The following is a 24929-nucleotide window of genomic DNA, read 5'->3' on the forward strand; positions in this document are numbered from 1 at the left end:
CCCGTCATTCGCACCGCGGACTTCTCACCGGCTGGCATCCAACAACTCCTCGAGAGATTCGTACAGCAGCGCCGCCACCACGTCCACGTCGGCCATGGCGTCACGGTCTGCATTCAAACCGTAATAGACGTTGCCGTCGTAGGACGTCAGCGCAATGCTCAAAGTCTGGTTTTTCAGCAGCGGCGACACCGGATACATCTCGAGCATCCGCGCTCCCCCGACGTACAGCGGCAGCTGCGGACCCGGTGCGTTGGTGATCATCAGATTGAACATCCGCTGCGAGAAGCTGCTCGCCACCCGGGCACTCATCGCGTGCAGCGTGGCCGGTGCGAAACCCGACAACCGCACCAGGGTCTCCGCTGTGACCCGCTGACTCTGCTTCGCGTGGGCTTCCATCGCGTGTGCCACGTGCGAAAGTCGCACCACGGCATTCGGTTCCCCCACCGGAAGGTCGATGAGGAACGAGGACACCATGCTCCGCGGATCCGCCCACTCGCCGCGACGCGACGCCTCCTCGGCATCCTCCGGGTCCGTCGCGTACACCGACATCGGGACCATCGCCCGGACCGTCGTGGACTCGGCCACCGGTTCGCCGCGGGACAGCAACCAGTACCGCATCGCCCCCGACACGACGGCGAGGATGACGTCGTTGACCTCGCACCCGTACTGCGCGCGGATCTTCCGGTAATCGCCCAATTCGGTCTTGACCACGGCGAAGCGCCGGTTTCGGGAAATGGTCGCGTTGAGCGGACTCGCCGGCGCCACCTGCGTGGCGGTGCGCACCACCGCGGCGAGTTTGCCGACCGCGCGCACGGTCTCACCCACCGCCGAGGCCATGTCACCCAACGTCACCCGCAGCGCCGCCAGTCCCTCGCCCGGCCGCGACACCATCTCCGCGAGCGCACCGGCAATGAGCGTGGACTCGCTGGGCGCGGGGCTCGGCATCCACAACTCCTCGGCCATCGGCCGCCGGGTCTTCGCCGGGTCCAGGATCACCTGCCCGATCTCGAGCGCCGTCTCGCCGTCGACGAGCGACGAATGAGACTTCGTGAAGATGGCGAAACGGTTGTTCGACAGCCCCTCCACCAGATACATCTCCCACAGCGGGCGCGTGTTGTCGAGCGGGCGCGACGTGAGCCGTGCGACCAGGTCGTGCAACTGGGCATCCGATCCGGGTTTCGGCAGCGCCGACCGACGGACGTGGTACTCGATGTCGAAGTCCTGATCGTCCACCCACACCGGACGCGACAGCCCCAGCGCCACCTCCCGCACCTTCTGGCGGTAGCGCGGCACCAGACTCAGCCGTTCCTCGACGAGGCTGAGTAATTCCTCGTAGGACAACCCGTTTCGCGGTTTCCGGAAGATCGCGAGCGAACCCACGTGCATCGGCGTGCTGCTCGCCTCGAGGAAGTAGAACGACGCGTCCTGCGTAGTCAGTCTCGTCACCATGTCGGCGCCTGTCCCCCTTGCATCCCGTCTCGATCCACGTCGAGAAGTATCGCTATCTCGTCCGCGGTGGCCGCGCCGTCGACGTGGTGAACCCCGACCATCCCGGCCGCCACCGCGCCTCGGACATTGACCGGCAGGTCGTCGACGAAGATACAGTCCCCCGGGGCCAGACCGAGCGCGTCGGCGGTCAGCCGGTAGATCCGCGGATCAGGTTTGGCGACACCGACGTCCCCGGACAGTACGACGCGGTCGACGAACCGGCCGTCGCCGAGTTCCCGCAGCCACTGCGCGGCGGGCCCTCCGGGATCGTTGCTGAGGATTGCGGTGCGCACACCACGGTTCCGGGCACCGGCAAGGACGGACGACAGGCCGTCCATGTCCGAACCGGGGCCCGCCAGAACGCCGCCGAAGTCCAATATCAATCCCCGCACGTCCCCACCCTAGGGTCCGCTCCCCGGTTCGGCGACACGACGACGGGATCCGTGCGAGTATGACCGCTACGACGGCCGTCTCATGCCGAAACCGGGGGGTAAGAAATGAGTGAGTCCTACACGTTCCTGTCACGGGTGCCGCACTTCGAGCCGGCCGCCCGCGACGTTCCCGCACCGCCGCTGCCGGCAGGCCCGGACGCGCCTGCGGGTGGGCGCCACGCACCGGGTCGCGGTCGGCACCGTCCGTCGCCCCATTCGGGGGCGTCGCCGCGATCTCCGGCGGCGCCGCCGGACACGGCACCGCTTCCCCCGCGCGATGTCCATCGCTTCACGGAGCAGGCGTTTCGGCTAGTCCTCGAAGTTCTGGATCGACGCCGCAACGTGCGGCACCTGCGGCCGCTGGTGTCACCGCCGCTGATCGACGTCGTGCGCACGCTCGCGCTGGCGGATTCCCCGGGCAGGCGACTCGGCGTCGCGACGCTCGTCCGCGTGCATCTGCGCGCGGTGGAGCCCGGGGCGTACGAGGCGTTCGGCACCTACGGCCGGGGTCCCCGGGTCTTCGTGATCGCAGCCCGTGTCGAACGAGCGTCCGACACGGGCTGGACCGTCACCTCGATGGTGGTCGGCTGATCCGGGAGGTCAGCGCTTGCGCTTGGTCCGCGGAGCCTTCTTGCCCTTCGACTGCGACCGCGCGGCCTCGCGCCGCTGGCGGCGGGTTCCGGCGTCGGCGGCATCGTCCGACTCGGCCGCTCCACGGCGGCTGAGCTGGGCGTTGCCGTCCTCGGCGGGCCCGGAGTAGGTGAGCCCGCGCGGCTCGCCGTCGTCCAGACCCTTGGCGCGGAGGGCGGACGGCGCGGCCGTGCCCTGCGCCTGCTGTGCTGCTTCCTGGGTGGGCAGCGGACGCGGCGGGGCCGGAGCGGGAGCGGCCGACGCCGTTGCCGCGGCGGACGACGCGGTGACGCTGATACCCGGAGCCGGCGCCGCCTGCGGTGCCGCGGCCTCGACCTGAAGGTTGAACAGGAATCCGACCGACTCCTCCTTCAGCCCTTCCAGCATGCCGCCGAACATGTCGAAGCCCTCGCGCTGGTATTCGACGAGCGGATCGCGTTGGGCCATCGCCCGCAGACCGATGCCCTCCTTGAGGTAGTCCATCTCGTAGAGGTGTTCGCGCCACTTGCGGTCGAGCACGCTGAGCAGGACGCGGCGTTCCAGCTCACGCATGGATCCCTCGCCGGCCACACCGTCGATCTCGGCTTCCCGGCGGGTGTACGCCTCGTGTGCGTCCTTCAGCAGGGTCTCGCGCAGCTCCTCGGCGGTGATGTCCTTCGTGTCGCCCTCGTCGCTGTCGCCGACCAGTTCCTTGTAGTCGATGCCGACCGGGTACAACGTCCGGAGCGCCGTCCACAGCTGTTCGAGATCCCAGTCCTCGACGTACCCCTCGGCGGTGGCTCCGTCGACGTAGGCGGTGACCACGTCGGTGATCATCTTCTCGACCTGGCCCTCCATGTCCTTGCCTTCGAGGATCTGGCGGCGCTCGTTGTAGATGACCGTGCGCTGCTGGTTCATCACCTCGTCGTACTTGAGGACGTTCTTACGGATCTCGAAGTTCTGCTGCTCGACCTGCGTCTGCGCGCTCTTGATCGCCTTCGAGACCATCTTCGCCTCGATGGGGACGTCGTCGGGCAGGTTGAGCCGGGTCATGATCGACTCGAGCGCCGCGCCGTTGAACCGCCGCATCAATTCGTCCCCGAGCGACAGGTAGAACCGCGACTCGCCGGGGTCGCCCTGACGCCCGGACCGGCCGCGCAACTGGTTGTCGATACGCCGGGACTCGTGCCGCTCCGTGCCGAGCACGTACAGCCCGCCGGCCTCGCGGACCTTGTCCGCGTCGGCCTTCACCTCGGCCTTGACCTGGTCGAGGACGTCGTCCCACGCCGCCTCGTAGTCCTCCGGTGTGTGCACCGGGTCGAGTCCCTGCTTGCGCAGCGCGATGTCCGCGATGATGTCGGGGTTGCCGCCCAGCACGACGTCGGTGCCGCGGCCGGCCATGTTGGTCGCCACGGTGACCGCACCGGATCGGCCGGCCTCCGCGATGATCTGGGCTTCCTGCTCGTGAAACTTCGCATTCAGCACGTTGTGGGCCACGCCGCGCTTGGTGAACTGCTTGGACAGGTACTCGGACCGCTCGACGCTGGTGGTGCCGATCAGGACGGGCTGGCCGTTCTGATGGCGCTCGACGACGTCGTCGACGACCGCATCGAACTTGGCTTCCTCGGTCTTGTAGATCAGGTCGCCGTTGTCGACGCGCACCATCGGCCGGTTGGTGGGGATCGGGATGACGCCGAGGTTGTAGATCTGGTGCAACTCGGCGGCCTCGGTCTCGGCCGTACCCGTCATGCCCGACAGCTTGTCGTACAGGCGGAAGTAGTTCTGCAGCGTGATCGTGGCGAGGGTCTGGTTCTCGGCCTTGATCTCGACCTTCTCCTTGGCCTCGATCGCCTGGTGCATGCCCTCGTTGTACCGGCGGCCGACGAGGACGCGACCGGTGAATTCGTCGACGATGATCACTTCGCCGTCGCGGACGATGTAGTCCTTGTCCTTCGTGTAGAGCTCCTTGGCCTTGATGGCGTTGTTCAGGTAGCTCACGAGGGGCGAGTTGGCGGCCTCGTACAGGTTGTCGATGCCGAGCTGATCCTCGACCAGTTCGACACCGGCCTCGTGGACGCCGATGGTGCGCTTGCGGATGTCGACCTCGTAGTGCACGTCCCGCTTGAGCAGCGGCGCGATGCGCGCGAACTCCGCGTACCACTTGCTCGAGGCGTCGGCGGGGCCGGAGATGATGAGGGGTGTCCGGGCCTCGTCGATGAGGATGGAGTCGACCTCGTCGACGACGGCGAAGTTGTGACCGCGCTGGACGAGGTCGTCCAGGGAATGCGTCATGTTGTCGCGCAGGTAGTCGAACCCGAACTCGTTGTTGGTGCCGTATGTGATGTCGGCCGCATACGCGGCGCGGCGCTCCGCGGGTGACATCCCGGACAGGATCACGCTGGTGTCGAGGCCGAGGAAGCGGTGGACGCGACCCATCCACTCGGAGTCGCGCTTGGCGAGGTAGTCGTTCACCGTCACGACGTGCACGCCGTCGCCGGCGATCGCATTGAGGTAGGCGGGCAACACGCAGGTCAGGGTCTTGCCCTCACCGGTCTTCATCTCGGCGATGTTGCCGAAGTGCAGGGCCGCGCCGCCCATGATCTGCACGTGGAAGTGGCGCTGGTCGATGACCCGCCAGGACGCCTCGCGGGCGACCGCGAACGCCTCGGGCAGCAATTCGTCGAGCGTCTCGCCGTCCCGGTAGCGGGCGCGGAACTCCTCGGTCTTCGCGCGCAGCTGCTCGTCGGTCAGGTCTTCGACCTCGGGTGACAGCGAGGAAACGTGGTCGGCGATGTGCTTGAGCCGCTTGACCATGCGACCTTCACCAACACGGAGCAGCTTCGATAGCGACAGCGACGGCACAGTCTTGTTCGTCCTCAATCTTCGGCAGTGGATGGGTGACACACAAAATCCGGCCGGAGGTCCGAGAACCCCGGCCGGATTCCATGGTAGGCGCTTCCGCGATCGGACGAGTAGACCGACCGCTCGGATCGTCGAACGGAACGGACTACATCACGCCAGGCGTATCAATCCGTAGTCGAACGCGTGCCGCCGGTAGACGACGGACGCCTTGTCCGACTCCTTGTCGTGGAACAGGAAGAAATCGTGTCCTACCAGCTCCATCTCGTACAGCGCGTCGTCGATGGTCATCGGCGTGGCCGTGTGTTCCTTGGTACGCACGACATGACCCGGTGTGTGCTCTTCCGACACCTGACCGTCCAGGGAGATGTCGGGACTGATACCGAGACTCTCGTCCTCGGCGAGTGCGGCGGTGGCCTCCGCCACCGACACCGGGGTCTTTTCCCCGTAGTGAACCTTCTTCCGATCCTTGGTGCGGCGGAGCCTGCTCTCGAGCTTGGCGGTCACCGACTCGAACGCTGCGTAGAAACTGTCGGCGGATGCCTCGGCTCGGGCTACCGGCCCCTTGCCTCGGGCAGTGATCTCGACGCGCTGGCAACTTTTCCTCTGGCGTCGATTGGGTTCGTGTTGAAGTTCGACATCGAACAGGAATATGGAGGGATCGAAGCGCTCGAGGCGCGACAGCTTCTCGGAGACGTACACGCGGAAGTGGTCGGGTACCTCGACGTTGCGTCCCTTGACGACGATCTCGGCGTGGGGGGTATCCGTCTTCTCTGTTGCGTCCGTAGTGCGGTCGTCGACGAAAACCGAGGCTTGCGAAGGGGTCGTCACTCGTACCTCCCGATTACGGCCCCGCCCCTTGGTGGGCGGCGGCGAGTTTGAGCAATGCCGGAAGGGGGTCCGCCCGGCACCAGGTTCGAAGTTTCACCTCCTACCTGTGATTTCGGGTGTGTCCGCGACGCTAGTACGTAACTCGCGTGAGTGCCACTGTTCGGCAGAATTTCATCCAACACCCGCCACGACGACAACCGCACCTACTCGGATACCCACTCGCGACAGCACCCGAACCGACTCGGCGGCGGTCGCGCCGGTGGTGGACACGTCGTCCACAAGAAGCACCGAGACACGCTGCAGCGCAGTTATTTCCGAGGAGATGTGGCGGGCGAATCCTGCACCGCTGCGCGTCAGCCGGACGCCACCCTCGAGGTTTACTCGACGTTGATCGGCGCTCAATCCGACGGAATCGCGCACGCCACGCCGCATGACGAGGGCAGGGCACACGCGCCGCGCCCCCACCGCCGCGACGGCGATCCGGGTGACGGGGTCACCGCCGCGGGCGCGGGCGGCCCGGGGCCGCGTCGGAGCCGGCACGAGAACCACCGGCGCGACGTCCGGTGGGTCGAGTTCACCCCACTGCTGCAGACGGCCCACCGCGCCCGCCAGGGCGGCTCCGAGCGGCACTGCGAGATCGCGGCGGCCCCGTTCCTTCGCGGCGATCACCGCTCGCCGGCGTGGACCCGAATAGGGCCCGAGCGCCCACACGTCGACACCAGGATCCACGCGGGGCCGAAGCAGCACGGGATCGTCCGCCAGCTCCGCGGCGCAGCGGACACACCATTGCGTGCCCGGCATCCCGCACCCGCCGCACTCGGCCGGCAGGATCAGGTCGAGCAGGCTCCGAACGCCAGGCAGCACAGGCATGCGGGCAGTATCCGGGACCGCACCGACAGCCCGCCCTCCGACGGCGTCAGCCGGGCAGGATCGGGATGGCCTTCACTCCCGTCAGACCGGGAACCTCCCGCCAGTAGCGGTCCCCCGCCGGATCGTTGTTGTTCAACTGGAAGACCGCTCGCGAGTCGGCGACGAACTCCGTGGTCGTCGACGCGTCCACCGCGACCACCGGTGCGGTCAGGTTGCGGCTCGGCAGCGCGTCCATTCGCGAACCGTCGACGGCCACCTGCACCACCGGGATGTCGGAGGCGGCACGCGCGACGACGATCGTGTCGCTCGTGCTCCAGTCGAGGGAGAGCGCCGGGCTCCCCAGGCCGATCGCGACCGCTCGCGGATTCGTCAGCGCGTACTCGCCGCCGGGCATCTGCGTCACGATGGCCAGATAGACCTTCCCGTCCACGATCAGCGCCGCCCGCACCCCGTCCCGGGACAGCCGCAACTCCGTGATCGTCGTGCCCAGCGCGGTGACGGCCCCGGCGTCCACGTTGACCACCGACGTCCGGCCGGTGCCGGGTTCGCGCAGCACGCGAATGACCGTGTTGCCGTTGACCGCAGCCCAGATCGCCGAGTTGTCGGGGGCCCAAGTGGGGCGGGTGATCGCGCCGCCCTCGAGCACCGAGGCGGCCCCGTCCTCGTAGGCGCCGACCATCAGGGAACTCGCGGGTTCCGGCGCGGGACGACCGGTGTCCGCGACGGCGGCGACCAGCTTCCCGTCCTGCGACAGCGCGAGCGAGCGCATGTTGCGGGCGGAACCGAAGTAGCCGGGGACCGGCGTGACCCCGGTCTCGGTGACGCTCACCAGCGAACCCTCCCGCAGCGCGTGCAGTCCGACGGTCGCACTCGATGTCGCGAACGGATTCATCGACGCGACGTCGGCGGTGGTCCACCCGTTCGGGAACCGCTCGTCGAACGGCTCACCGTCGGCGAGCAGAACGTAGGGTCCCGAGATCTCCGCATTGGCCAGTGTCCAGATCACCTGCGCCGCGAACAGTTGCTTCGCCTGTTCGTCCATCGGCGGCACCCCGGTGAAGTCGATCCGGATCCCGCCGAGCCCCACACCGACCTGCGCGGTGCGGCCGTCGGCCTTCGTGATCGGGCCGCGCACCGACACACCGGCGAGTTCGTTGCGCACGGCGGGGGCCAGGGCCGCCTTCGGCCCGTCGATCAGCAGGCTGATCAGCTGTGACGCCATCTGGTCCTGCGGGCCCGACACCCATCGCGGATCCGGTACCACCGTCGTCCCGGCAGGGTCGAGGAAGTACAGCGATTTGCGCTGGTACGTGTTCAGGAACTGCGCCCGGTCCAGGATCACGCCGGCCGGGAGTTCGGAGATCCGCCACTCGCCGTCGAGGAGTTCGAGGCTGATCTTCGTCTCGAAGCTGCCCTCCTCCGCGACGTACAGTCCGCCGGGCTCGAGCTGCCCCACCTTGTTGGCGCGGATCGTGTACGTCGCCTTGTCGGCGGACCGTGTCTCCGGCAGGACGTCGACCTTGTCGACGATGGTCGCGCTGGCCGCGTCGTCCCAGCTGCCGGAGACCCCCGCGGTGAGGAACTGGCGGGCCGACAGATGCCGGTCGGTCGGGTCCGTGCTGGCCTTGAAGAAGTCGCGCAGCAACAGGTCGGGCTCACGACCCGGCGCCGGGGCCGCCACACTCGATCCCGGCGAATCCCGGTTGATCGTGCCGATCGCCTGCGGCGTCGAGGAATCCGGGAGGCTCGCGCAGCCACCGACCGCCACGAGCGCCGCCAGCACGATCGCACCGCACACCGACCGCGACACCAAGACGGTCCGCCGGGGCGTCACAGCTCCTGCTCCGGCAGCTGCGAACCCTCACGATCGCCGACGTGCGCCCGCTCCCGCTCCCGCTGCTGCGGAAGCGTGCGGGACTCGTCGGCCGACGCCTGCGTGCTCTCGTTGCGCACCGGTAGCGTCGAGTCGCCCGGGACCGGCTGTCCTTGAACATATTTCGCGGTTCCCGGTTTCAGCGGCAGCGGACTCGTCACGACCTTGCGGCCCCGCACCCGGGGCAACGTCAGCCGGAAGCAGGCGCCGTGGCCCGGTTCCCCCCACGCCTCGAGTTTGCCGTCGTGAAGATTCGCGTCCTCCACACTGATCGCGAGACCGAGGCCGGTACCGCCCGACCGTCGCACCCGCGACGGATCGGACCGCCAGAACCTGTTGAACACCAACTTCTCCTCGCCCGGCCGCAGTCCGACACCCTGGTCGCGCACGATGAACGCCGTGGCGCTGTCGTCGGCGCGCAGTCGCAGCAGCACCGGTTTGCCTTCTCCGTGATCGATCGCGTTGGCCAGGAGGTTGCGCAGGATCCGTTCCACCCGGCGAGGGTCCACCTCGGCCATCACTGCCTCGTCGGGCAGGTCGACGATCAGTTCGGTCCCGCTCTCCCGCGCGAGATGGCGCACGGTCGAGATCGCCGCCCGCGCACACATCCGGACGTCGAGTTGCTCGGCGGCCAGTTCCGCGACACCGGCGTCGTGCCTGCTGATCTCGAGAAGGTCGGCCAGGAGACCTTCGAACCGGTCGAGTTCCGCGACCAGCAGTTCCGACGACCGCCGGAGCACGGGATCGAGATCGTCACTGCCGTCGTGGATCAGGTCGGCCGCCATGCGCACCGTGGTCAGCGGGGTCCGCAGTTCGTGGCTCACGTCGGAGGTGAACCGCTTCTGCAGATTTCCGAATTCCTCGAGCTGGGTGATCTGCTTGGACAGGCTCTCCGCCATCTCGTTGAACGACATCGCCAACCGGGCCATGTCGTCCTCACCACGGACGGGCATGCGTTCCTTCAACCGGCCATCGGCGAAACGCACCGCGATCCGCGACGCCGACCGGATGGGCAGGACCACCTGCCGGGCGACGAGGAGCGCTATGGCCGCGAGCAGCACCGCGAGCACCGCACCGCCCACCAGCAGGGTGCCGCGGACGAGCGACAGGCTCCGGTCCTCACTGGCCAGCGGGAACACGAGATACAGCTCGAGTGTGGAGATGGCCGACGCGGTCGGGCTGCCGACGATCAGCGCGGGGCCCGAATAGCCTTCGGGATCGTTGACGGTGGCGAACTGGTACGCCACCTGCCCGGCCTGGACGAACGCGCGCAGCGATTCCGGGATCTGGTCCGCCGGACCACTCGACGTCGGCGCGCGCGGGCCGTCGCCGGGCACGATCAGCACCGGGTCGAACGTCCCCGCCGAACCCGACGCCTGCCCGGCGTCGGGTTCGCGGTTGGTCAGCGCGGCCCGCGCGCCGTCGAGCTGGGTGGTGGGCGAACTACTGTCGTCCGCACCGGCCAGCTGCCCCTCGACGGTGCTGCGGGCACGGTCCATCTCCTCGGTGGCCGCGTTGATCTTGGTTTCGAGCAGACGGTCGGTGATCTGGCTCGTGAGCACCACGCCGAGCACGACGATGACGATCAGCGACAACGTCAGCGTCGAGACGACGACCCTCAGCTGCAGCGAACGACGCCACGTGTGCGCGAGGGTATTGCTCAGTGAGTGACCCCACCGAAGGATCGGCGAAACGCGTCGGTTGACACGACGCCGCCATCGGGAAACACCTGTCACGGCGGTCCGGCCTTGTAGCCGACCCCCCTGACCGTCAAAACCACTTCGGGATTCTCGGGATCAGTCTCGACCTTGGCCCGCAGACGCTGAACGTGCACGTTGACCAGGCGGGTGTCGGCTGCGTGTCGGTAACCCCACACCTGCTCGAGGAGTACCTCACGGGTGAATACCTGACGGGGCTTCCGCGCCAGGGCCACCAGGAGGTCGAACTCGAGGGGGGTGAGGGAGATCAGTTCTTCGCCCCGGCTCACCTTGTGGGCGGGAACGTCGATGACGATGTCGGCGATGCTGAGCAGCTCGGCCGGCTCGTCCTCGGTGCGGCGGAGCCGAGCCCGGACGCGCGCCACGAGCTCCTTCGGCTTGAAGGGCTTCATGATGTAGTCGTCCGCGCCGGATTCCAACCCCAGGACCACGTCGACGGTGTCCGTCTTCGCGGTCAACATCACGATGGGGACACCGGAATCGGCCCGCAGGACGCGGCACACGTCGATGCCGTTCATGCCGGGCAGCATCAGGTCGAGCAGCACCAGGTCCGGGCGTGTCTCCCGGACCGCGGTGAGCGCCTGGGTCCCGTCCCCCACCACATACGGGTCGAATCCCTCGCCGCGGAGCACGATCGTGAGCATCTCCGCGAGCGCAGTGTCGTCGTCGACAACCAGAATCCTTGGCTTCATGTCCCTATCGTTGCATCTTCGGAGGCCGTAACAGCCCGTTCGCCGTTACGGCGTGCCGTGTTCTTTCTCGTCACGGCGTGCCGTGGTGTCTTTCCAGAGTGCCAGGTTTTCGGCGAGCGTGACCGGATCGGTGTCCGGGGTGAGCACCCACCACGGGGAAACCCACTCGTTCGAGGCCAGTTCGCGGTACACCTCGCCGGTCCGTTCCTGCAGTCCGCGGTCGCGCTCGTAGGCGTCGAGCGCCCGGCTCGCGTCGGCCGATTCGCGGCCCCGGGCGCGCTGCTCGGCCAGTGCGACCGGAACGTCCAGGTACAGCTGCAGGCCGGGCCGCGGCAATCCCAGCCGCTCGAACTCGAGGTACTCGACCCAGCCCACGAACTCCCCGTCCGCCCCCTGGTGGAGCCGGGCGGCACCGTAGGCGGCGTTGGACGCCACGTAGCGGTCGAGGATCACCAGGTCGTGACCGGCGAGCAGGGTGGACAACTCCCCGACGGCTCCGGACCGGTCCAGGGCGAACATCACGGCCATCGCGTGCACGGAGTCACTGAGGTCACCGTGCGCGCCCTTGAGGGCCTCGGACGCCAGGTCGGCGTGCACGGACCTGCCGTACCGGGGAAAGTCCAGCGTGCCGACGGTCACGCCCTGCTCGGTGAGGCGTGACACCGCTTTGCCGACCAGTGTTCGCTTGCCGGCGCCGTCCAGGCCTTCCAGCGCAATCAGTGTTCCCACGAGGAAGAAGGCTATCCCCCGGCCCGTACCGATCGGACCGGGGGACGCCGTGATCTCTAGTAGCGGTAGTGCTCGGGCTTGAACGGGCCCTCGACGTCGACGCCGATGTACTCCGCCTGCTCCTTCGTGAGCTTGGTGAGCGTGCCACCGAGCGCCTCGACGTGGATCTTCGCGACCTTCTCGTCGAGGTGCTTCGGGAGGCGGTACACCTCGTTGTCGTACTCCTCAGGCTTCGTCCACAGCTCGATCTGCGCGATCACCTGGTTGGAGAAGCTGTTGCTCATCACGAACGACGGGTGGCCGGTGGCGTTGCCGAGGTTCAGCAGGCGCCCCTCGGACAGCACGATGATCGAGTGACCGTCCTTGAACCGGAACTCGTCCACCTGCGGTTTGATGTTGATGCGGGTGACCTCGCCGGAGCGCTCGAGGCCGGCCATGTCGATCTCGTTGTCGAAGTGGCCGATGTTGCCCAGGATCGCCTGGTGCTTCATCTTCTGCATGTGGTCGAACGTGATGATGTCCTTGTTGCCCGTGGACGTGATGACGATGTCGGCCCAGCCGATCGCCTGCTCGACCGTCTTCACCTCGAAGCCGTCCATCAGTGCCTGCAGGGCGTTGATCGGGTCGACCTCGGTGACCGCGACGCGGGCGCCCTGACCGCGCAGAGCCTCGGCGCATCCCTTGCCGACGTCGCCGTAACCGCAGACGAGCGCCGCCTTGCCGCCGATCAGGACGTCGGTGCCGCGGTTGATGCCGTCGAGCAGCGAGTGGCGGGTGCCGTACTTGTTGTCGAACTTGCTCTTGGTGACCGAGTCGTTGACGTTGATCGCCGGGAACACGAGTTCACCGGCCGCCGCGACCTGGTAGAGACGCAGGACGCCAGTGGTGGTCTCCTCGGTGACACCCTGGACCGACTCCGCGACCGTGGTCCACTTGGTCTTGTCCGCTTCGAGGGACTGACGCAGCAGGGCGAGGAACACCTTGTACTCGTCGGAATCCTGCTCGTCGTCGGTGGGCGGCACGACACCGGCCTTCTCGAACTGCGCGCCCTTGAGGACGAGCATCGTGGCGTCGCCGCCGTCGTCGAGGATCATGTTCGCGGGCTTGTCGGCGTCCGGCCAGGTGAGCATTTGCTCGGCGGCCCACCAGTACTCCTCGAGGGTTTCGCCCTTCCACGCGAAGACCGGGGTGCCCTGCGGCTCCTCGGGCGTTCCGTGCGGTCCGACGACGATCGCGGCGGCGGCGTGGTCCTGCGTGGAGAAGATGTTGCACGACGCCCAGCGAACCTCGGCGCCCAGCGCGGTGAGCGTCTCGATGAGGACGGCCGTCTGGATCGTCATGTGCAGCGAACCGGAGATTCGAGCACCCTTCAGCGGCAGCACCTCTGCGTACTCGCGGCGAAGCGCCATCAGTCCCGGCATCTCGTGCTCGGCGAGCCGGATCTCCTTGCGCCCGAACTCGGCCAGCGAAAGGTCCGCCACCTTGAAATCGATCCCGTTTCGGCTCTCGGCCACGGGCGTGGTTGAAACTGAGGTCGTCATCTGCCTCTCCTGGTTGACTGGTGTTTCGATCAAGGCTATCGGTACGACGGCCCGAGGGTGACACTCACATGACGCCGCACCACGGTGCGGTCACTCCCGGTCGGCGCCGTCCACGGCCGCGTCCACGAAAGGTCCCAGGAGAGCACCCAGGTCCTCGGCGACGTTGGCCTCGGATTCGGGGGGCATCGAGATGTAACTCATAGCCAGGCGCACGATGGCCCGGCTGAGGATCCCGGCGTCCGACGGGCTTGCCCGCACCCAGCCCCGCTGGAAGACCTCGGCCAGTCTCGTGGACGCCCGTTCGATGATCGGGGCACTCTCGGTGGTGATCAGGCGCAGCAGGTCGGGCTTGGTCTCGCCGCGCAGAAGCGACTGCACCAGCGGATCGGACAGGCTGCCCGCGAAGAACGCGGTGAACCCGGAGAGGAGCGCGGCGCGGCCCTTCCCGACGTTCGCCACCAGCGCGTCGTCGACGGCGTCGACCAGTTCGTCGGCCAGGCGCAGGGCGTACGCCTCGGCCAGGCCCTGCCGCGACTTGAACTCGTTGTAGAGAGTCTGCCTGCTCACCCCCGCACCGGCCGCGACATCCGACATCGTGATGTCCGACCAGTCCTTCTCGAACAAGAGATCCCGCATCGCGTCGAGCACCGACTGACGCAGCAGCAGCCGAGCGGCCTCCTGATAGGGCACCCGGACACGCGACGAAGTCATGACGAGAACTGTAGTGCCCCGGTTTCGCCGCACCGTAATCCGGGCGACGTGCGCCGTGCGGGACGTCGTCCCAACGAATTCCGGAACGCCACTGCCCCCGGCCTGCGAAACCTTCTGCGCCCCAGCCGGAGAACCCGCACCCTGCCGGATCAGACCTCGCCGCGGCTGCGCCGCTCCATCATCGAGTGCCGTCGGCTGTAGGCGAAGTAGATGATCACACCGAGCACCATCCAGACGACGAACCGGATCCACGTCTCGACGGACAGATTGATCATCAACCACACGCAGGCGAGCACGGCGAGGATCGGCACCAACGGAACCAGCGGCACCCGGAATCCGCGCGGGAGGTCCGGGCGGGTCCTGCGCAGCACGATCACGCCGATCGACACGAGGACGAACGCGAACAGCGTTCCGATGTTCACCATCTCCTCGAGGGTGCCGATCGGGAAGACGCCCGCGAGGACCGCCACCACGACACCGACGAGGACGGTGATCCGAACGGGGGTGCCGTGCTTGCCGGTCGGCGCCAGCTGTCGCGGCATCAGCCCGTCCCGGGACATGGCGAACAGCACCCGGGTCTGTCCGAGCATCAACACCATCACCACGGTCGTCAGGCCCGCCAGTGCACCGAACGAGATCAGGTTCTTGGCCCACGTGATCCCGTGGATGCCGAACGCGGTGGCCAGATTGGAACTGTCCCCGGCCAATTCGTGGTAGTCGACCATACCGGTGAGCACCAGCGTCACCGCCACGTAGAGGACCGTCACGATGAGCAGCGATCCCAGAATTCCCCGGGGCAGCGCCTTCTGCGGATCCTTCGTCTCCTCGGCGGTGGTGGCGACGATGTCGAAACCGATGAACGCGAAGAACACCAGACTCGCCGCCGCGAGGAGGCCGTACCAGCCGAACGTGCTGCCGCCCGCGCCCGTGGCGTAGGAGAACAGGGACTGGTGGATGCCCTCACCCGTGCTGCCCGCCTCGGACGGCGGGATGTACGGGGAGTAGTTGTCGGTGTCGATGTAGAACGCGCCGACGACGACCACCACGAGCACCACGGCCACCTTGATCGAGGTGATCACGAGGGAGACCCGCGACGACAACTTCGTGCCGGTGGCCAGCACGACGGTGATGATCGCGACGATCAGGACCGCGCCCCAGTCGAATGTCACCGAACCGATATGGGCGATCGGCGTGTGATTGCCGATCACCTCGCCGAGGTACAGCGACCAGCCCTTCGCCACGACCGACGCGGCGAGCGCGAACTCCAGGATGAGGTCCCAGCCGATGATCCAGGCCACGAGTTCACCGAACGTCGCATAGGAGAACGTGTAGGCGCTGCCCGCGACGGGAACGGTCGAGGCGAACTCGGCGTAGCAGAGTGCCGCGAGACCACACGCGATGGCAGCGATCACGAACGCCGCCGACACGGCGGGCCCCGCGACGTTTCCCGCGGTACGCGCGGTCAGCGTGAAGATACCGGCACCGATGACGACCGCGACACCGAAGACGGTGAGATCCCACGCGGTCAGATCCTTGCGGAGTTTGGTTTCCGGTTCGTCGGTGTCGCGGATCGACTGCTCGATCGACTTGGTGCGGAACAGTCCGGTCGGCCTGCCGCCGAGGTCCGGTTCTCCGCCGCCTTTGTCCTGGATGGCCACATCAGCCTCCTCAATCGAAAGTTGCCGTTCAGCCTATGCCTTCGCTCGCCCGGAACAGGTCGGGTTCGATGTAGATGCGGCGAGCCGCCGGGACGGCCGCACGCACCCGCGCCTCGGCTCCGTCGATGGCGTCGGCGATCGTGCCGATGTCCGATCCGGCGGCCACCGCCACCTTCGCGGCCACCAGGATTTCCTCCGGTCCGAGGTACTGCGTCTTGCAGTGGATGACGCGCTCGATCTTGTCGCCGTCCACGAGAGCGGCGAGGATGCTCGCCTCCTCGTCCGCGGTGGCCCCCTCCCCGATCAGCAGGCTCTGCATCTCGACGATGAGGATGATCGCGATGATTCCGAGCAGCGCGCCGATGCACAGGGTGCCGACGCCGTCCCACACGGGATCGCCGGTCAGCATCGTCAGTCCGACACCACCGAGCGCGAGAACCAGGCCGATCAGCGCCCCGGTGTCCTCGAGCAGCACGACGGGCAGTTCGGGACTGCGCGACGTGCGGATGAATCCCCACCAGGTCGCCTGCCCCTTGAGCGGACGCGATTCGCGCACGGCGGTGAAAAAGCTGAACCCCTCCAGTGCGATGGCGATCACCAGGATGATCACCGCGACGAGCGGCGACGACAATTCCTCGGGGTGCTGGATCTTGTGGATGCCCTCGTAGATCGCGAACAGCGAACCGAGACTGAACAACACGAGCGCGACGACGAAAGAGTAGAAGTAACGGCTACGGCCGTAACCGAACTGGTGCAGATCGTCGGCGGCACGTTCGGCCTTCTTCTGACCGAGCAGGAGCAGGCCCTGGTTGGAGGTATCGGCCACCGAGTGCACGGACTCCGCCAGCATGGACGACGAACCGGTGATCAGGAAGCCGGCGAACTTGGCCACCGCGATGCCGGCATTCGCGCCGAGAGCGGCGAGGATCGCCTTCTTTCCCCCATGAGCCGACAACTGACTACTCCTCTCGGTTGCACACGGTCCTCACGACGGGCCGCGGTGCCCTTCTCGGATCGCAGGGCGGCTCACAGGCTACGCGATCGGCGGGCCGACCCTCGCACTGAACAATTGGGCGTGATCGGTCCCCGCCGTCACCACCACTTCGGGGTCCTGGGCCGCGATCCAGACCGCGTTTCCCTGGGTCACTTCGAGGGATTCGGCTCCGCATCGCAGCACCACCGAACCCGACGTGCACAGCAGGATGTGCGGTCCCTCCGTGTCGAGGCGGTGCTCGGCGGGGCCGTCCGGCGACAGGTCGATCCGTGCGAGCACGAACTCCGGCGCCGGCGTCGAGTACACGAATTCGCCACTGCCCGGGCACTCCCGCGCCTCGAGGATCGGAATGTCGACGGTGTCGAAGTCGAGGACACGCAGCAACTCCGGAACGTCGACGTGCTTGGGAGTGAGTCCCCCGCGCAGCACGTTGTCCGAGTTGGCCATGATCTCGACGGCCATGCCGTTCAGGTAGGCGTGGAGGTTGCCCGCGTCGAGGTACAGGCCCTGCCCCGGTTCGAGAGTGACCCGGTTCAGCAGGAGCGCCGCCAGAACACCCGCGTCCCCGGGGTACACCTCGCTCAATTCGAGGGCCGTGCGCACCTCCGCCGCGAACTCCCCGTCCTTGGTGCTCGACAGGTAGTCGACGCAGCCGTCGAGCACCCGCGGCATCAGCGCACCGAGCACCGGCTGTGGCAGCGTGATCCACGTGGTGAACAAGGCGCGGAGACCGTCCGAGTCGGGTTGCCCCGCAATCAGTCCGACATACGGCTGCAGTTCCGGGACCGCGATCGCCTCGAGCAGCTTGACGGTGCGCTGCGGGTCCCGGAAACCGGCGAGCGCGTGGAACCGGCTCAGCGCCACGACCAGTTCCGGTTTGTGGCTGGCGTCCTTGTAGTTGCGGACCGACGACTCGAGCGGGATGCCCGCGTCGTTCTCCCGTGCGAATCCCTCCCACGCCTGTTCCGCGCTCGGGTGCGCCTGCAACGACAGGGGCTCCTCCGACGCGAGCAACTTCAGCAGAAACGGGAGCCGCTCGCCGAACGACTCCACACTCCGCTTCCCGAGTTGGCGTTCGGGTTCCGAATGCACCAGGTCCAGAAGCGACCGGGGCCCCTCGTCGGTGAGGACACGGGCCGGATCGCCGGGGTGCGCCCCCAGCCAGAGTTCCGCCTCCGGATGTGCCGTCGGAACCGGAAGTCCGCGCAGCTGAGCGATGGCTGTGCGCGATCCCCAAGCGTAGGACCGAAGCGCACCTTCGAGTCGGTGCACTAGATACCGCCCATCAGTTGCAGATACGCCGCAGCCATGTCGAGCCGGCCGACGAGAACCGCCGCCTGTTCCAGTTCGGGACGCTGCGAGACGACCTGCCCCTCGTCGGACGACGCGACGACGAGGTCGGCGTCGCCCAGGACCATGATCTTGCGTTCGGTGAGCATGCGGTCCGCATCTGCCGAGAACACGAACGTGCGGACCGGGCTCGCCGGCGGCGGACCGTCCAGTTCGGGATCGTGGAATATCGAGTCGTGCGCCGCGAGCGCCTGGTCGACGCGGAACGCGCCCGCCGCGCTCAGGACGTCGGGCAGCTCGGACGCGGTGGCGACCCGGCCCGCGTGCAGGAGCGCCTCGGCGCCGTGCCGGGCCAGTTCCACCATGCTCTCCGAATCGCCGGTGAGCACGATGCGCCGCCCCTGCATGCGGGAAGCCAGCGACTTCGCCGGGTTGTGGAACACCTCGCTGTTCGGCCTGTCGCGCAGTGCCTCACCGTCGACGGCGTCGGCGAGTTGCTCGAGGTCGGGAACCTCGTCGCCCCAGCGCTCCGAACCGACCACCCGCAGGACGGCGAGCAGGACGGCGAAGTACCGCAACAGACCGTGCCGTGTGAGAGCGTGCACCCGCGGGGCGAACATCACGACCCGCCCCGCGGCCGCCGCCTGCAGAGGTCCCTCGTCCGGTGCCGCCACCACCACTTCGGCGCCGCGCCGCACGGCGGCATCGATGGCCTGCACGAGCCGAGGGTCGCCGGCGTCGTCGCCGGCCACGACGACCACGTCGAGCGGGCCGACCCATACGGGCGTCCGGGTGGTGCGCAGCAGCGGGAATCCGATCCGTTCGGCGAGGACCGCGGTGAGGATCGCCGCACCGCGGCTGGCCCGGCCGGCACCGGTGACCACCACGACACTGCGCGGCCGCAGCCCGTGCAGTCGCTCGAGGGTCCCTTCCTCGACCGCGGAGCGGGTGGCCCGGATCTGGGCGCCCCCCATCGCCGCGGACCGCAGAACGCCCTCGGTGTCCGCGGCGACCAATGCATCCCCGTCGTCCAGATCGAGCAGGGGCGTCGGCGCTGTCATGACACCGCACCCCCTTTCTTCGTCAGTGCACGCCACATTCGCAGCACGAGCAGAATCCGTTAGTTCCAACTATGGCAGTCAGGCTCGGACGATGCCCAATATCTCGGTAACGAGTGCATCTACGTCTGCCTTCGTGGGCGCTTCGACGTTGAGTCGGAGCAGCGGTTCGGTGTTCGAGGCGCGCAGGTTGAACCACGCATCGCCGGTCAATTCGACCGTGACACCGTCGAGCCGGTCCACGCCTGCGGTGCGATCGGTGAATGCCGCCACCACCGCGTCCGTCCGCTCGGCCGCGTCCGCGACGGTCGAGTTGATCTCTCCCGATGCCGCATACCGCTCGTACTCGGCCATCAGCTCGGACAGCGGGCGGTCCTGCTCCCCCAGCGCCGCAAGGACGTGCAGTCCGGCGAGCATGCCCGAATCGGCGCCCCAGAAATCGCGGAAGTAGTAGTGCGCGGAGTGCTCGCCTCCGAAGATCGCACCCGTCTCGGCCATCTGCTGCTTGATGAACGAGTGCCCCACCCGGGTGCGCACCGGGTGTCCGCCCAGCTCCGTGACCAGTTCGGGCACCGCGCGGGAGGTGATCAGGTTGTGGATGACGGTCGCGCCGGGCTCCTTGGCCAGCTCGCGCGCGGCGACGAGCGCCGTCACCGCGGACGGCGACACCGGGTTGCCGAGCTCGTCGACCACGAAGCAGCGGTCGGCGTCGCCGTCGAAGGCCAGACCGATGTCGGCGCCGGTCTCGCGCACGTACCGCTGCAGATCCACGAGGTTCGCGGGGTCGAGCGGATTCGCCTCGTGGTTCGGGAACGTGCCGTCGAGCTCGAAGTACAGCGGTTCCAGCTTCACCGGCATCGGCTCGAACACGGCGGGGACCGTATGGCCGCCCATGCCGTTGCCCGCGTCGACGGCCACCGTCAGCGGACGGAGGTCGGAGAGGTTCACCAGCCCGCGGACGAAACTCGCGTACTGATCGAGGACGTCCTCCTCCGACACCGCGCCGAGGGCCCCGTCGTACTCGGGGACGCCGTCGATGACCTCGGCGGAAATCGCGGCGAGGCCCGTTTCCTGCCCCACCGGCTTGGCGCCCGCCCGGCACAGCTTGATTCCGTTGTACTTCGCGGGGTTGTGGCTCGCCGTGAACATCGCACCCGGGCAGTCGTACAGACCTGATGCGAAGTACAGCTGGTCGGTGGATGCGAGACCGATCAGGACGACGTCGAGACCCTGAGCGGTGACGCCGTCGGCGAACGCGCGGGCCAGTTCCGGGGAGGATGCGCGCATGTCGTAGCCGATCACGACCTTCGTGGCGCCCTCTTCGCGAACGAGCCGGGCGAATGCGCCACCCACGTCCTGCACGAACGCGGCGTCGATGAGTTCACCGACGACACCCCGCACGTCGTAAGCCTTGATCACGGCATGAACGGACTCGGCTGATCGCGCCACTTCTGTTTTCTCCTTTACGAGCACCAGTGCTGGCGCAAGCCTAATGCCTGCCCGTCGCGGGCACGGCACGCCGCGGACACCGGGCCCGGGACGAGCTGGGACTTCAGTTGGCAGGGTCGGGAAGAACCCGCAGATGACCACGGCGACCGGTGCGTGCCGGGCCGGGATGGGTACCGGTCTCCGCACGATCCTCGGTGGACACAGCCCGTTCGGACCGACCGCGGTCGCCGAGACCCGCTTCCCGCACGGCTTCCGCCAGCGCGGTCAGATCGTCCTCGTCCGGAGTGCTCGACGAAAATCCGCCCTCGTAGCGAACCAGTTCCCAGCCCTTGGGTGCGGTGATCCTCGACGCATGCGTTTCGCACAGATCCCACGAGTGCGGCTCGTCGACCGTCGCGAGCGGGCCGACGACGGCAGTGGAGTCCGAGTAGACGTACGTGAGCGTCGCGACAGCGGGGTTCTTGCACCCGGGGCGGCAGCATCGACGCAGAGATCTCACAGCTAAGGAGCCTAGCCCCACGAAGGCCCGACACCTACTCGGACACACCGAGAGTGTGCGGCTGTCGTAATGTCCACACCATGTCCAGAGCACGACGCAGGCGTCCCGTCACCACCCGATCCGTCGACCGACGGGGACGTGGGATCCGTGGGTCCGTGTTCCCTCCGGACGCGCCGGCGCGCCGAAGCCGCGCGGAGAAATTCGACCTCGTGGTCCTGGAAGCGTTCGCGCCGATCGACGCGCGCTGGCGCGAGCGCCTGACGAAACTGGACATCGCCGTCGACGAGGTCCCGAAGATTCATGCGCTCGACCCGGATTCGGTCAACTGGCCCGCCGAGGTCGTGGCAGACGGGCCCGTGCCGCTGTCACGCTTGATCCCCGCGGGTATCGACCGCCACGGGGCCACGACGCGGGCGCGGGTCGTCCTGTTCCGGCGACCGCTGGAACAGCGCGCCAAGGACCCGGACGACCTCACCGACCTGGTGCACGACGTGCTCGTACAGCAGGTGAGTACGTACCTCGGCGTCGAACCCGAAGTCATCGACCCGGACCTACCGGGCGACGAAGACTGAGCTAGACGATCCCCCGCTTCAGGCGCCGGCGCTCACGCTCCGACAGGCCACCCCAGATTCCGAACCGCTCGTCGTTGGCCAGTGCGTAGTCGAGGCATTCGTCCCGAACCTCGCAGCCCAGGCAGATGCGCTTCGCTTCCCTGGTGGACCCTCCCTTTTCGGGGAAGAAGGCCTCAGGGTCGGTCTGCGCGCACAGCGCGCGTTCCTGCCACTGATCCTCGATGGTCTCGAAAAGCTCGTCGAAACCGGTCACCAGACTCAACGCTGGGCGAGTGCCCGTCGTCTCGACTTCCTGTGCGACGAGTTCCGGCACAGGACCGTGATTCACACGGTCTTCTTGTGCACAGACTTCTCGAGCAAAGACGCTGTCCACTGCGCCTGCTTCGGAATTGGTCTGCGGTTCGTCGCTTACTGTGCTCCAGCGAGTCTCCGACTCAACCTGCTCATTGGGCATCGTTCCGCCTCCTCACCTGTGATAGCGCAGAAAATTTCGATTGATCATGAACCCCGAACCGAACACCCCTGCCACCCCTTCGAACAGCTGTTCGAATTGATCCCCGCTGCAAGTGATTCCACGCCCGCAACGTTGGAATGACATATTTGTGATTAGACACGCCCAGCGTGTCGCGGTCAAGCTAAGCGTCGAAAGTCCATTACTATTTCGCGCTCTCGAATCACCCACGGGAAGCACTTCCGGGAAGCCGGCGCCCACCGCCTAGGCTTGCATCGTGAACGTGACTGTATTGGTTGGTGGGGTCGGTGGGGCCCGGTTCCTTCAGGGGGTACGCAGACTGCTGGGTGCGGATTCTGCGAGTCGGATCACCGCGGTGGTCAACGTCGGCGACGACGTGTGGATGCACGGGCTGCGGATCTGCCCGGACCTGGATACCTGCATGTACACCCTCGGTGGGGGCATCGACCCCGAGCGGGGGTGGGGGCATGCGGGCGAAACCTGGAATGCCAAGGAGGAACTCGCCGCGTACGGGGCGAAGCCGGAGTGGTTCGGGCTCGGTGACCGGGACATCGCCACGCACCTGATCCGGTCGCAGATGCTGCGCACCGGGTATCCGTTGTCGGCGGTGACGGAGGCGTTGTGCAACCGGTGGCAGCCGGGGGTGACGCTGCTCCCGGTGACCGACGATCGTAGTGAAACTCACGTCGTGATCACCGATCCCGACGACGGGGAGCAGCGGGCGATCCACTTCCAGGAGTGGTGGGTTCGGCACCGCGCGCAGGTGCCGACGCACAGCTTCGCGCACATCGGCGCCGAGCAGGCCACCCCGGCGCCGGGGGTGCTCGCGGCGATCGAGGACGCCGACCTGGTGCTGTTGGCGCCGTCGAATCCGGTGGTCAGTGTCGGGGCGATCCTCGCGGTCCCCGGGATCCGGGGTGCGTTGCGGACGACCGCGGCGAAGGTGGTCGGGATCTCGCCGATCGTCGGCGGAAAACCGTTGCGCGGCATGGCCGACGCCTGCCTCGACGTGATCGGTGTGGAGACCTCGGCGGAGGCGATCGGGCGTTGGTACGGGGCGCGGAGCGGGACCGGGATCCTCGACGGCTGGCTGGTCCACGACACCGATTCGGCCGAGGTTCCCGGGGTGGCGGTGGCCGCGGTCCCGCTGCTGATGACCGACCCGGACGCCTCCGCGGCGATGGTGCAGGCCGCGTTCGATGTGGTGGGGGTGACCCGATGACCGACCCCACCGCGGTGCCGCGTGATCACGCGCCCGGCGGAACGATCGAGATCGTCCCGGTGACCGGGCTCCCGGAGTTCCGGCCCGGCGACGACCTTGCCGCGGCGATCATGTCGGCGGCGCCGTGGCTGCGCGACGGGGACGTCCTGGTGGTCACCAGCAAGGTGTTCTCGAAGGTCGAGGGCCGGATCGTGACCTCCCCGACCGACCCCGAGGAACGGGACGCGGCCCGCCGCCTGCTGGTCGAGCAGGAAGCCGTGCGAGTCGTCGCGCGCAAGGGCCGGACGCTGATCACCGAGAACCGGCTCGGGATCGTCCAGGCCGCGTCCGGGATCGACGGCTCCAACGTCGACGGTTCCGAACTCGCTCTGCTGCCGGAGAATCCGGACGGCAGCGCCGCCGCCCTGCGCGAGACGATCCTCGCCGCCCTGGGGGTGACCGTCGGCGTGGTGGTCACCGACACGATGGGCCGAGCGTGGCGCAACGGGCAGATTGACGCCGCGATCGGCGCGGTCGGTGTGCCGGTGCTGCACGGCTACGCCGGCGCGGTCGACGGTCAGGGCAACGAACTGATGGTGACGGAGGTCGCGGTCGCCGACGAGATCGCCGCCGCCGGTGACCTGGTCAAGGGCAAACTCGGTGGGGTGCCGGTCGCGGTGCTGCGCGGTCTGGATCTGCCCGACGACGGGTCCCGGGCCCGCCAGTTGATCCGCGGCGGCGCCGAGGACCTGTTCTGGCTCGGCACCGCCGAATCCGTCGACATGGGACGGTCGGAAGCAATCCTGCTGCGCCGCTCGGTGCGGGAGTTCGCGGACGACCCGGTCGACCCGGCGGCGGTGCGGGCGTCGATCGCCCAGGCGCTGACCGCTCCTGCGCCGCACCACACCCGGCCGGTCCGGTTCGTGTGGGTCCGCACCCGCGCCGTGCGCGAGGTGCTGCTGTCCCGGATGGCCGAGCAGTGGCGCAGCGACCTCACCTCCGACGGCCTGAGCGTGGACGCGGTCGAGGCGCGGGTGGCCCGCGGGAACATCCTGTGGGATGCCCCGGAGGTGATCATCCCGTTCTGCGTCCCCGACGGCGCTCACGACTATCCCGACCCGCGCAGGCGGTCGGCGGAGTCGACGATGTTCACCGTCGCGGTCGGTGCGGCGGTGCAGGGGCTGCTGGTGTCGTTGGCGACCAAGGGAATCGGGAGCTGCTGGATCGGGTCGACGATCTTCGCCGGCGACGCCGTCCGCGACGTCCTCGACCTGCCCCCGGACTGGCACCCCCTCGGCGCGATCGCCGTCGGTCACCCCCTCGAGCCGCTGACACCCCGCACCGCCGCCGACCCCGGCGACGCCCTGATCGAGAGATAACCCAC

The 24929-nt window shown here is 67.9% G+C and carries 22 protein-coding genes; 4 read left to right on the plus strand and 18 right to left on the minus strand.

All coding sequences use genetic code 11. The features are described 5' to 3' along the window. Positions 1-24: 24 nt before the first annotated feature. Both ACFTWF_RS30270 and ACFTWF_RS30275 read right to left on the minus strand, forming a co-directional pair. On the minus strand, positions 25-1449 hold the full coding sequence (locus ACFTWF_RS30270) for a wax ester/triacylglycerol synthase family O-acyltransferase (protein WP_378464793.1): 1425 nt from the start codon (positions 1447-1449) through the stop codon (positions 25-27). Next, positions 1443-1880, minus strand: coding sequence for an HAD-IA family hydrolase (locus ACFTWF_RS30275; RefSeq protein WP_378464794.1), 438 nt, complete (start codon positions 1878-1880; stop codon positions 1443-1445). The genes ACFTWF_RS30270 and ACFTWF_RS30275 overlap by 7 nt, the downstream gene beginning before the upstream one ends. A gap of 105 nt (positions 1881-1985) precedes the next feature. On the opposite strand from ACFTWF_RS30275, the gene ACFTWF_RS30280 reads away from it, so the two are divergent. Then, positions 1986-2510: an Rv3235 family protein gene (locus ACFTWF_RS30280; protein ID WP_378464795.1), complete on the plus strand. Its 525-nt coding sequence runs from the start codon at positions 1986-1988 to the stop codon at positions 2508-2510. 9 nt (positions 2511-2519) lie between these two features. Here the strand turns inward: ACFTWF_RS30280 and secA are convergent, their stop codons facing one another. The 15 genes from secA to ACFTWF_RS30355 all read right to left on the minus strand — a co-directional run bounded on the left by secA (position 2520) and on the right by ACFTWF_RS30355 (position 21300). Then, on the minus strand, positions 2520-5390 hold the full coding sequence (gene secA, locus ACFTWF_RS30285) for a preprotein translocase subunit SecA (RefSeq protein WP_378464796.1): 2871 nt from the start codon (positions 5388-5390) through the stop codon (positions 2520-2522). A gap of 150 nt (positions 5391-5540) precedes the next feature. Beyond that, positions 5541-6218 carry a ribosome hibernation-promoting factor, HPF/YfiA family gene (gene hpf / locus ACFTWF_RS30290; protein ID WP_378464797.1) on the minus strand — a complete coding sequence of 226 codons (678 nt, stop codon included), beginning with the start codon at positions 6216-6218 and terminating at the stop codon, positions 5541-5543. Positions 6219-6389: 171 nt separating this feature from the next. Then, complete coding sequence (locus tag ACFTWF_RS30295) at positions 6390-7088, minus strand: ComF family protein (protein WP_378464798.1); 699 nt, start codon at positions 7086-7088, stop codon at positions 6390-6392. 46 nt (positions 7089-7134) lie between these two features. Then, complete coding sequence (gene lpqB / locus ACFTWF_RS30300; protein ID WP_378464799.1) at positions 7135-8922, minus strand: MtrAB system accessory lipoprotein LpqB; 1788 nt, start codon at positions 8920-8922, stop codon at positions 7135-7137. Next, positions 8919-10697 (minus strand): MtrAB system histidine kinase MtrB, encoded by a 1779-nt coding sequence (mtrB, locus tag ACFTWF_RS30305; protein WP_378464800.1) that lies wholly within the window; start codon positions 10695-10697, stop codon positions 8919-8921. The genes lpqB and mtrB overlap by 4 nt, the downstream gene beginning before the upstream one ends. Then, positions 10694-11371, minus strand: coding sequence for an MtrAB system response regulator MtrA (gene mtrA / locus ACFTWF_RS30310; RefSeq protein WP_005240059.1), 678 nt, complete (start codon positions 11369-11371; stop codon positions 10694-10696). Before mtrA ends, mtrB begins: the two co-directional genes overlap by 4 nt. A 45-nt stretch (positions 11372-11416) precedes the next feature. Then, positions 11417-12100, minus strand: coding sequence for a dTMP kinase (locus tag ACFTWF_RS30315; protein WP_378464801.1), 684 nt, complete (start codon positions 12098-12100; stop codon positions 11417-11419). A gap of 56 nt (positions 12101-12156) precedes the next feature. Next, entirely contained in the window at positions 12157-13641 is a 1485-nt protein-coding gene (ahcY, locus tag ACFTWF_RS30320) for an adenosylhomocysteinase (RefSeq protein ID WP_378464802.1), read from the minus strand. Between the two features lie 90 nt (positions 13642-13731). Next, positions 13732-14352: a TetR family transcriptional regulator gene (locus tag ACFTWF_RS30325; protein WP_378464803.1), complete on the minus strand. Its 621-nt coding sequence runs from the start codon at positions 14350-14352 to the stop codon at positions 13732-13734. 149 nt (positions 14353-14501) lie between these two features. Beyond that, a complete protein-coding gene (locus tag ACFTWF_RS30330) occupies positions 14502-16010 on the minus strand; it encodes an amino acid permease (protein WP_378464804.1) in 1509 nt (502 codons plus the stop codon). A gap of 28 nt (positions 16011-16038) precedes the next feature. Continuing rightward, on the minus strand, positions 16039-16965 hold the full coding sequence (locus ACFTWF_RS30335) for a cation diffusion facilitator family transporter (protein WP_378464805.1): 927 nt from the start codon (positions 16963-16965) through the stop codon (positions 16039-16041). Positions 16966-17043: 78 nt separating this feature from the next. Next, positions 17044-18276: a mannose-6-phosphate isomerase, class I gene (gene manA / locus ACFTWF_RS30340; protein WP_378464806.1), complete on the minus strand. Its 1233-nt coding sequence runs from the start codon at positions 18274-18276 to the stop codon at positions 17044-17046. After that, the gene (locus ACFTWF_RS30345) at positions 18276-19355 is read right to left on the minus strand and encodes a tobH protein (protein ID WP_378464807.1); all 1080 of its coding nucleotides are present in this window, start codon (positions 19353-19355) and stop codon (positions 18276-18278) included. The genes manA and ACFTWF_RS30345 overlap by 1 nt, the downstream gene beginning before the upstream one ends. 78 nt (positions 19356-19433) lie before the next feature. Further along, positions 19434-20801 (minus strand): phosphomannomutase/phosphoglucomutase, encoded by a 1368-nt coding sequence (locus tag ACFTWF_RS30350; protein ID WP_378464808.1) that lies wholly within the window; start codon positions 20799-20801, stop codon positions 19434-19436. Positions 20802-20904: 103 nt separating this feature from the next. Further along, the gene (locus tag ACFTWF_RS30355; RefSeq protein WP_378464809.1) at positions 20905-21300 is read right to left on the minus strand and encodes a DUF3499 domain-containing protein; all 396 of its coding nucleotides are present in this window, start codon (positions 21298-21300) and stop codon (positions 20905-20907) included. Positions 21301-21380: 80 nt separating this feature from the next. Here ACFTWF_RS30355 and ACFTWF_RS30360 point away from each other — a divergent pair, with 80 nt between their 5' ends. After that, positions 21381-21872, plus strand: a complete 492-nt coding sequence (locus ACFTWF_RS30360) for a metallopeptidase family protein (RefSeq protein ID WP_141472187.1) — start codon at positions 21381-21383, stop codon at positions 21870-21872. Between the two features lies 1 nt (position 21873). Here the strand turns inward: ACFTWF_RS30360 and ACFTWF_RS30365 are convergent, their stop codons facing one another. Further along, positions 21874-22134, minus strand: coding sequence for a WhiB family transcriptional regulator (locus ACFTWF_RS30365; protein WP_166680705.1), 261 nt, complete (start codon positions 22132-22134; stop codon positions 21874-21876). Positions 22135-22600: 466 nt separating this feature from the next. Between ACFTWF_RS30365 and cofD the strand changes: the two genes are divergently transcribed. Continuing rightward, positions 22601-23566 (plus strand): 2-phospho-L-lactate transferase, encoded by a 966-nt coding sequence (gene cofD, locus ACFTWF_RS30370; protein ID WP_378464810.1) that lies wholly within the window; start codon positions 22601-22603, stop codon positions 23564-23566. Next, positions 23563-24924, plus strand: a complete 1362-nt coding sequence (locus ACFTWF_RS30375) for a coenzyme F420-0:L-glutamate ligase (RefSeq protein WP_378464811.1) — start codon at positions 23563-23565, stop codon at positions 24922-24924. Before cofD ends, ACFTWF_RS30375 begins: the two co-directional genes overlap by 4 nt. Positions 24925-24929: the final 5 nt, after the last annotated feature.

It is taken from the genome of Rhodococcus sp. NPDC056960, assembly GCF_042674125.1.
Taxonomy (GTDB): Bacteria; Actinomycetota; Actinomycetes; order Mycobacteriales; family Mycobacteriaceae; genus Rhodococcus_F.

Excerpts from the sequence above, each read along its gene's own strand:
- ACFTWF_RS30325 (WP_378464803.1), bottom strand. The coding sequence starts at position 14,352 with ATGACTTCGTCGCGTGTCCGGGTGCCCTATCAGGAGGCCGCTCGGCTG.
- ACFTWF_RS30375 (WP_378464811.1), top strand. The coding sequence starts at position 23,563 with ATGACCGACCCCACCGCGGTGCCGCGTGATCACGCGCCCGGCGGAACG.
- ACFTWF_RS30360 (WP_141472187.1), top strand. The coding sequence starts at position 21,381 with ATGTCCAGAGCACGACGCAGGCGTCCCGTCACCACCCGATCCGTCGAC.
- ahcY (WP_378464802.1), bottom strand. The coding sequence starts at position 13,641 with ATGACGACCTCAGTTTCAACCACGCCCGTGGCCGAGAGCCGAAACGGG.
- ACFTWF_RS30270 (WP_378464793.1), bottom strand. The coding sequence starts at position 1,449 with ATGGTGACGAGACTGACTACGCAGGACGCGTCGTTCTACTTCCTCGAG.
- ACFTWF_RS30280 (WP_378464795.1), top strand. The coding sequence starts at position 1,986 with ATGAGTGAGTCCTACACGTTCCTGTCACGGGTGCCGCACTTCGAGCCG.
- mtrA (WP_005240059.1), bottom strand. The coding sequence starts at position 11,371 with ATGAAGCCAAGGATTCTGGTTGTCGACGACGACACTGCGCTCGCGGAG.
- ACFTWF_RS30345 (WP_378464807.1), bottom strand. The coding sequence starts at position 19,355 with ATGACAGCGCCGACGCCCCTGCTCGATCTGGACGACGGGGATGCATTG.
- ACFTWF_RS30295 (WP_378464798.1), bottom strand. The coding sequence starts at position 7,088 with ATGCCTGTGCTGCCTGGCGTTCGGAGCCTGCTCGACCTGATCCTGCCG.